Consider the following 7,639-nt stretch of genomic DNA (forward strand, 5'->3'; position numbering starts at 1 on the left):
GCGATTCCCTCCTGCCCGATGTAAGTGCAACGTCGTTATCCTTATCATCCTTTATATTCTTTCTCCGTTCAACCCCCGATTTCCTTCCAAAGGCATGAAGATGGACAACCCTTGCATACATATGGACTAACCCATGCTAGGGAAGAGGGATCTCTTTGAGCTTGCGCAAACAATCTTTCATCCAAGGCGCCATGATTTTGCTGGCGGCCGGACTGCTGAATCGGGTGCTCGGCTTCGTGCCCCGCATCGCGCTGCCGAGAATGATCGGCGCGGAAGGCGTCGGACTGATCCAGCTCGTCTTCCCCTTCACGATCGTGCTTCTGACGCTGATCTCCGGAGGCATCCCGCTCGCGGTCGCCAAGCTCGTCGCGGAGGCGGACTCGAAGAACGACTCGGCCGGAGTGCGCCGAATTCTCAAAATCGCGGTCTCGATCTCGCTCGGAATCAGCTTGGTCGCCGCGGCGCTGTGCTTGGCGCTGTCGGAGTTCATCGCCACGCGAATCATGACCGATTCCCGGGTGCACACCGCTTTCCTCGCCATGATTCCCATTCTTCCGCTCGTGGCCGTCTCTTCCGTCTGGCGCGGCTATTTTCAAGGCAAACAGAACATGATCCCCACCGCGATGTCCCAGACGGCAGAGACAGTATGCCGCATCGTGTTTACGCTGCTGCTCGCTTGGCTGCTGCTGCCCTACGGCTTGGAGGCCGCCGCCGCGGGAGGAGTGCTGGGCATGGCGGCCGGAGAATGCGCGGGCCTGCTCGTGCTGTGGCGGCAATTCGTTCGCGACCGCGCCAAAGAGCCCTCGCCTTCGGCATCGGGCTCCGGCAAAGCTCCGGCAAGGAGCTATTCCCGCGAATTGCTGAATACGGCCGTTCCGGTAACCGGCAGCAAAATGATCGGCTCCCTCTCCTACTTGCTGGAGTCGATTCTGACCGTAAGAAGCTTGACGATCGCCGGCATCGCTGCCGCGGGAGCAACGGCTCAATACGGAGCGCTGCAAGGGATGGTCATCCCGCTGCTGCTGCTGCCGGGAGCACTGACGTACTCCTTGGCCGTATCGCTCGTGCCGTCCTTGTCCGAAGCGGCTTCCCGGGGCGATTGGTCCACGATCCGCGTGCGGCTTCATCAATCGATGAAGCTGGCCGTCATTACGGGGGCGCCCTTCGTCGTCCTGCTCTCGCTGATGGCCGCTCCGGTGTGCAAGCTGCTCTACGGGGACGATTCGATGGCCCACATGCTCAGATGGATGGCGCCGCTGGCGATTTTCCTGTATATGCAAGCTCCCCTTCAGGCCGCCCTGCAGGCGCTTAACCGCCCTGGAACCGCCCTGTTCAACACCTTTGCCGGAGCGGCCGTAAAGCTCGTTCTCATCGTCCGACTCGCCACCGACCCGCAGCTCGGCATGATCGGCGTCGTCATTGCCATCGGCGTCAACATGATGCTCGTCACGCTGCTTCACTGGATCAGCGTCGCTCGTCTTACGGGATTTCGGATGCGCCCGCTCGAGTTTCTCAAAGTCACTGCCGCGATGATCGTCATGAGCGCGGCGACTTTGCGAATCTGGGAGTTCGACTGGTTCGGTCCGAGCGCCGCCGATCTTATCCTTGCGGGGGCGGCAGGCATCGTCGTCTATGCGGTGCTGCTCGTGCCTCTCCGGCTGGTCGATCGTGCGGACGTCTCCAGAGTGCCGATCATCGGGCGTTATCTGACTCCACGCAATCCGCAATAGTCAGTCAGGCCGAATCGGCCGCCTCATCGCAGCATCTGCGTTATTTGCGGTACTGCTTGCCAGTCGGCTGCCGTTTACTTTTTGTCCACGTACAGCTTTCCTTTATAGTCGATGCTACAGAAAAACACTTGCTTAAAGTTGTCCACGTCGTACTGCTGCAGCTCGCTCTTTAACCAGAACCGGGTTTTGCCCAGCTTTTCCAAATTGTCGTCCTGAACCTGACCGTCCATAATGAGCGGCAGCGGCAGCAGCTCATAGCGTATTTTCGGACTCGCGTCAGCTTTTCCGTAACCGGTCTGGCCGGAATCCCCCGAGGAAGAATCTCCGCTCGAGTTGCCGGAACCTCCGCCGCTATTGCTGTTGCCGCTTCCGCTGCGGTCCTTAACAATAACCGACAGTTTGCCGGTCGATTCCAACACGGCCAGCTGGACTTCGTCGAGATCGGATACCTGATTTTCCCGCAGCTGAAGCATCAGATCGTCCAGATTGTATCTTTGGCGCAGCATCTCCTTGCGGTTCAGATGCCCGTCTTGAACAAGAACGCTCGGCTTGCCGTCGATCAGCAGGCGCATCGTCCGGTTTTTCAGCGAAAGGAAGGCGATCCCGATTTGGATCAGCACCAGCATAACGATCGGGGCGATGGCCGTCATCATCCCCTTCTCCGTCGACTCGATGACGATGACGGCGATTTCCGCGATCATGATCGAGATGACCAGATCAAATACCGACAGCTTGCCGATTTCGCGCTTGCCCATCATCCTCATGATCAGGAAGATGAAGAAATACATGAAGATCGTCCGAAGCAATATCGCCGTCAGTTCCATGTTTCCCTCCGTATTTCGCCCCGGCGCGGCAGCCCGTAACTGCTTGGCTCATGCCGGGTAAGGTAGCTCGGACCTATAGTGTCACCGCCGCTTAATCCCGTCATTCCGTTCTTCCCTGCGGAAAATATGGTAATCCCTGCCCGATCCCGCTTCGAAAATCGGGGCGGGCCTGTACTACGAACCGTTTGCCCGCCATAAGCTGATACAAAACCTATTTCGTTAGGAGTGATCGGCATTGAGTTCGTTATCCCGCATATTCGGGCTGCGCAATGCTTCTCCCGTCGCCTCGGGTCTGTACTGGTCCGGCATTTGGCTTGCCGTCGGCGCCCTCATCCTGTCCATCCTGCTTACCGGCTCTTCCCTGAACGAATCGAACATGCTGCCTTGGGTGTTCGGCGTGCACGGCTTCGCGAATTTCGCGGGCGGCTTCGTATCGGCCAAAAAATCGGGACGCCGGGGATGGTACTTCGGCATGGCCAACGGCTTGCTCTACTCCGTGCTGCTGGTGGCCATCAGCTTCCTGGCTACCAACGCCGGCTGGTCGTCGGCCGTTCCCATCCTGCTGCTCGTCGCCTGCCTCTCCGGGGCCGTCGGGGGAATACTCGGAGTCAACGCCGGTTCCGGCGCGAAATCCCGTTGACGGGTGAAAGCGCCTGCCATGTGATATAATAGGCTGGTGCTATCAACTTCGTGTTCGGAGGACGCGTCATGACTTTATTTCACAGTATGTCGACCGTGGCATACTCCACCGCGCTCGCCGTCGCCGCGCTGATCTGGTACGGCACGGGCCGGCAGCCTCTCGCGGTCGGTCTGGCGTTCGCCAAAGCCTTGATCGGTTCGCGCAAGTATTTACTGTTTTTCGTCTCCGTATTGGCGATCTTGCTGGTGAACAAATACGAGCTGCATCTCGAAGAGTGGATCAACGTCTCTTACGACCTGACTCCGATGCTGACCGGATGGGAAGGAGCCTGGCAGGCCAATCTGCAAAGCCTCTTGAAATCCGACGTCCTGATCGGTTTTACCGCGATATTCTATCTGGTGCTGTTTCAAGCTTCGATGATCGCCTCGGTCGGCATCTATACGTACCTGCGGAACATGAGACTCTATTACGCCCTTTGCGTTGCGATTGTGCTCAATTATTTGCTGGCCGTGCCTTTCTATCTGTTCGTTCCCGTGAACGAAGCCTGGTACGCGAATCCGCAAATCCAGTTTCTAATGCTTAACGTTTTCCCCACTTTCGAGCAGCACTATCGTTCGTTGTCGGGCCTGAACAACTGCTTTCCGAGCCTTCACACCTCGCTCTCCGTCACGCTCGCCCTGGTTGCGAGCAAGTCCGGCATACGCCGGTGGGCGGTATTCGCTTGGATCAACGCGATCGTCATCGTCTTCGCGATCTTCTATCTCGGAATTCACTGGTTTACGGACATGATTGCCGGACTGGCGCTCGCCGGTTTCAGCGTGTACGTCGGCTTGAAGATCGGAGCCTGGGCCGAAAACCGTTCTTACTCGGGCGCCAGCGTCCAGCACCGCGACAAGCTCGAACCGCCTTACCCCGTCGAGTCTTGACGGCGCAGACGCGCAAAAAAAGCCTTCCCGTCCCGGAACGTTATCCGGATGGGAAGGCTTTCGTGCTTGCAGGAGATCAGGACTTTTCCAACGATGGAGTCTCGCTCTTCGCCGATACGTTGTTCACCGAAGAACGGTCGAACGTAAGCTTGGTGACGTCGTTTACCTTCAACACAACCGTATCGTCGGTAATCTCCGCGATCGTCCCGTGCAATCCGCCGACCGTCGTTACTTTATCGCCCTTCTTCAGAGAGTTCAGCATCGCACCGCGCTGCTTCTGCTTCTTCTGTTGCGGACGGATCAACAGGAAATAAAAAATGGCGAACATGAGAATAAAGGGCGCCAGCGTCATCCAGATGTTGCCGCCGCCTGCCGTTTCTGCCAACCACATTTCGTTTTCCCCCCTCTCTTAAAAGCCGCTTTCGTTGTGGGCCATGCCGTATTTCTCGAAAAATTCGTCGCGGAACGTCCCCAGCCTGTCTTCCCGGATCGCTTCGCGCACCTGAACCATCAACTGAACCAAAAAGTGAAGATTATGTATGGTCGTCAGGCGGAGTCCGAACATCTCGTCCGCTTTAATCAGGTGGCGGATATAGGCGCGGGAATAGTTGCGGCAAGCGTAGCAGGAGCATTCCGGGTCGAGCGGACTAAAATCGTTCGTGTACTTGGCGTTGCGGACGACCATTCGGCCTTGGCTCGTCATCAGCGTTCCGTTGCGGGCGATTCGCGTCGGCAGGACGCAGTCGAACATGTCCACCCCGCGAATGCTTCCTTCGAGAAGCGCATCCGGAGAACCGACTCCCATCAAATACCGCGGCTTGTGGCTCGGCAGATGAGGAACGGTCTCTTCCAACATTTCGTACATGAGCGGCTTAGGCTCGCCCACGCTTAGTCCACCAATAGCATACCCCGGAAAATCAAGGGAAGTCAAATCCGCGGCGCTCATTTTACGCAAATCTTTGTGCATGCCGCCCTGAACGATGCCGAACAGCGCCTGATCATGGGATCGTTCGTGCGCCTTCAAGCATCTTTCGGCCCAGCGGCTCGTGCGTTCCGTCGATTGCTTGACGTATTCATATTCGGCCGGATAAGGCGGGCACTCGTCGAATGCCATCATAATGTCGGCGCCCAGCGCGTTCTGCACATGCGTCGCGCTCTCCGGCGTCAAGCTCAGCTTGTCGCCGTTAATGTGGGAGCGGAATTCCACGCCTTCTTCCGTAATCTTGCGCATCTCGCTCAGAGAGAACACTTGGAAACCGCCGCTGTCCGTCAAAATCGGGCGTTCCCAATTCATGAACCGGTGCAGTCCGCCTGCTTCCCTGACCAACTCGTGGCCGGGGCGAAGGAACAGATGGTACGTGTTGCTGAGAATAATTTGCGCTCCGAGCGACTTCAGCTCTTCGGGGCTCATCCCTTTGACCGACGCCTGCGTGCCTACCGGCATGAACGTCGGCGTATCGATGACGCCGTGCGGCGTATGCAGCCTGCCGAGCCTGGCTCCGGTCTGGGCGCAAGTTTTGATCAATTCGTATTTGACTGCCATGATGGAGAAATTCCTTTCAGAAGCAAGATAGTAGGCCTGTATGGCGCTGTGCGATAGGCCGTTTGCCTAGGTAATGAACATGGCGTCCCCGAAGCTGAAGAAGCGGTACTCCCGCTCGATCGCTTCCTTATAAGCGCTAATAATGTTTTCCCTGCCGGCTAGAGCGCTGACCAACATGACCAGCGTGGAACGCGGCAGATGGAAATTCGTCAGCAGCGCGTCGACCATCGTGAATTCGTAACCGGGGAAAATGAAAATGCTCGTCCACCCGCTGCACGCCTCGATCGGAACGTCCTTGAAGCGCTGTCCGATCGTCTCCAGCGTTCTGGCCGACGTCGTGCCGACGGCGACGATTCTGCCGCCGCTTGCCTTCGCCTCGTTAAGCATCCTGACGCTCTCTTCGCTAACCGAATACCATTCGGCGTGCATCTCGTGCTCCTCGACCGTTTCCGCCGACACGGGTCGGAACGTGCCGAGCCCGACGTGCAGCGTGATCGGGCACAGCCGCACCCCTTTCGCCTGCAGGCGCTCTAGGAAAGCCTCCGTAAAATGCAGGCCCGCCGTAGGCGCGGCAGCCGAGCCTTCGTTGCGCGAATAGACGGTCTGGTACCGCTCGCGGTCGCTCAGCGTTTCTTTAATGTATGGCGGAAGCGGCATATGGCCGAGCCGATCCAGCAGCTCGTTGAAGATGCCCTCGTACTCGAAGCGGATGATTCTCGCCCCCAGCTCGCCTTCTTCTTCCACCGTCGCGGAGAGCAGCGGCTTATCGGAAGGCCCGAACACGATAGTCGCTCCGCGGTGCAGCTTTTTGCCCGGACGGACAAGAGTTTCCCAACGGTCGCCCTCGATCCGCTTGAGCAGCAGCAGCTCCGCCTTCGCGCCCGTATCCGCCTTGACGCCGAACAGACGGGCCGGGAGCACCCTCGTATCGTTGAGCACGAGCGTATCCCCCGGCTGCAAATATTCGGCCAAATCGGTGAACACGCGATGCTCGGTACGGCCCGTCCGCTTGTCCAGCACGAGCAGCCGCGACGAGGTTCTTTCCAATAACGGAGTCTGAGCGATCAGAGACTCCGGCAGTTCAAAATCGTAATCGCTAACGTTCATCGCTTGGCATCCTTTTCGATTGTCGCGTTCTCGTAGTAGTATTTCAGGATATATTGATAGTCATACCCTTGTTCGGCCAGCCCGCGCGCGCCCCACTGGGACATGCCCACGCCGTGGCCGTAGCCGTTGCCCGAAATGACGAAGCCGGGCGAGGTCGTGCCGGCTCGCAAACCGCCGTCTCCGTCCATCACGTAGACGTTCGGGCCGGTTAAGGCTCGCGCCTTGCCGTCCGCTCCGGCGACTTGCAGCGATCCGCCCTGTGCGGGATAATTCCTTGTCTTGCCGTCGCCGCCGACGATCGCGAACCGACCGGTTTCCTCGATCGAGAGCAGCGTGCTCTTGACGCCGCCCAGCGCGCTGCGCCAGTTGTCGCCAACCCCGACGTCCACGACGACTCCGTTCGCCTTCACTTCCGTCACTCTCCCGGACGGACCGCGCTCGGATACTTCCAGCGTGCGCAGCGGACCCGCTATCCGGGTTTTCACCCGCTTGTTGAGCGCTTCGAGCAATTGATCTCCCGTCATCGGCGCTTCGATCCAGCTGAAATCGTTGTACTCGGGAACCCGCTTCAGCTCTACGACGAGCTCGCCTGCCTTCAGGCGCGCCACCGGCTCGACGGTGCTGACGATCTGCGGCTTGGAGCGGACCGCGGCTCCGTCGCCGACGACCCGCCATATTTTCGCTCCGCTCTCATGCTTCTGACCGCTGTCGGCGACCAGATCGGACCGGACGTATCCGTTCACTCCGTTGGACAGAGCCACATGGTGCCAATCGAGCTTGCCCTGCTGCGGCCCTTCGTCCGGGCTCGTTACGGCCGAGGAATAATACGCCTGGTCCCCGCCCCAAATTTCCCTTGCGTTGTCTGCGGT

The 7,639-nt window shown here is 58.6% G+C and carries 7 protein-coding genes and 1 pseudogene; 3 read left to right on the forward strand and 5 right to left on the reverse strand.

Annotated elements, in window-relative coordinates; all coding sequences use genetic code 11:
• The first annotated feature begins 161 nt into the window (after positions 1–161).
• Positions 162–1,730 carry a stage V sporulation protein B gene (gene spoVB, locus ACESLM_RS10650; RefSeq protein ID WP_372631563.1) on the forward strand — a complete coding sequence of 523 codons (1,569 nt, stop codon included), beginning with the start codon at positions 162–164 and terminating at the stop codon, positions 1,728–1,730.
• Positions 1,731–1,804: 74 nt separating this feature from the next.
• On the opposite strand, the gene ACESLM_RS10655 is transcribed toward spoVB, so the two are convergent.
• Positions 1,805–2,554 (reverse strand): YetF domain-containing protein, encoded by a 750-nt coding sequence (locus ACESLM_RS10655; RefSeq protein ID WP_372631557.1) that lies wholly within the window; start codon positions 2,552–2,554, stop codon positions 1,805–1,807.
• Between the two features lie 235 nt (positions 2,555–2,789).
• Here ACESLM_RS10655 and ACESLM_RS10660 point away from each other — a divergent pair, with 235 nt between their 5' ends.
• Together ACESLM_RS10660 and ACESLM_RS10665 are read left to right on the forward strand one after the other, a co-directional pair.
• Entirely contained in the window at positions 2,790–3,194 is a 405-nt protein-coding gene (locus tag ACESLM_RS10660; protein ID WP_372631558.1) for a TIGR04086 family membrane protein, read from the forward strand.
• 68 nt (positions 3,195–3,262) lie between these two features.
• A complete protein-coding gene (locus tag ACESLM_RS10665) occupies positions 3,263–4,120 on the forward strand; it encodes a phosphatase PAP2 family protein (RefSeq protein WP_372631559.1) in 858 nt (285 codons plus the stop codon).
• A 76-nt stretch (positions 4,121–4,196) separates the two neighbouring features.
• On the opposite strand, the gene yajC is transcribed toward ACESLM_RS10665, so the two are convergent.
• From yajC to ACESLM_RS10685, 4 genes and pseudogenes are all read right to left on the reverse strand, one after another.
• Positions 4,197–4,511 (reverse strand): preprotein translocase subunit YajC, encoded by a 315-nt coding sequence (gene yajC / locus ACESLM_RS10670; RefSeq protein ID WP_094045718.1) that lies wholly within the window; start codon positions 4,509–4,511, stop codon positions 4,197–4,199.
• A gap of 18 nt (positions 4,512–4,529) precedes the next feature.
• Positions 4,530–5,663, reverse strand: coding sequence for a tRNA guanosine(34) transglycosylase Tgt (gene tgt, locus ACESLM_RS10675; RefSeq protein ID WP_372631560.1), 1,134 nt, complete (start codon positions 5,661–5,663; stop codon positions 4,530–4,532).
• A 66-nt stretch (positions 5,664–5,729) separates the two neighbouring features.
• Complete coding sequence (gene queA, locus ACESLM_RS10680; protein WP_372631561.1) at positions 5,730–6,770, reverse strand: tRNA preQ1(34) S-adenosylmethionine ribosyltransferase-isomerase QueA; 1,041 nt, start codon at positions 6,768–6,770, stop codon at positions 5,730–5,732.
• Positions 6,767–7,639 (reverse strand): annotated as a pseudogene (locus ACESLM_RS10685) (SpoIID/LytB domain-containing protein); the annotation flags it as partial. The gene queA and the pseudogene ACESLM_RS10685, both read right to left, overlap by 4 nt.

Source organism: Cohnella sp. (assembly GCF_041641335.1).
Taxonomy (GTDB): domain Bacteria; phylum Bacillota; class Bacilli; order Paenibacillales; family Paenibacillaceae; genus Cohnella.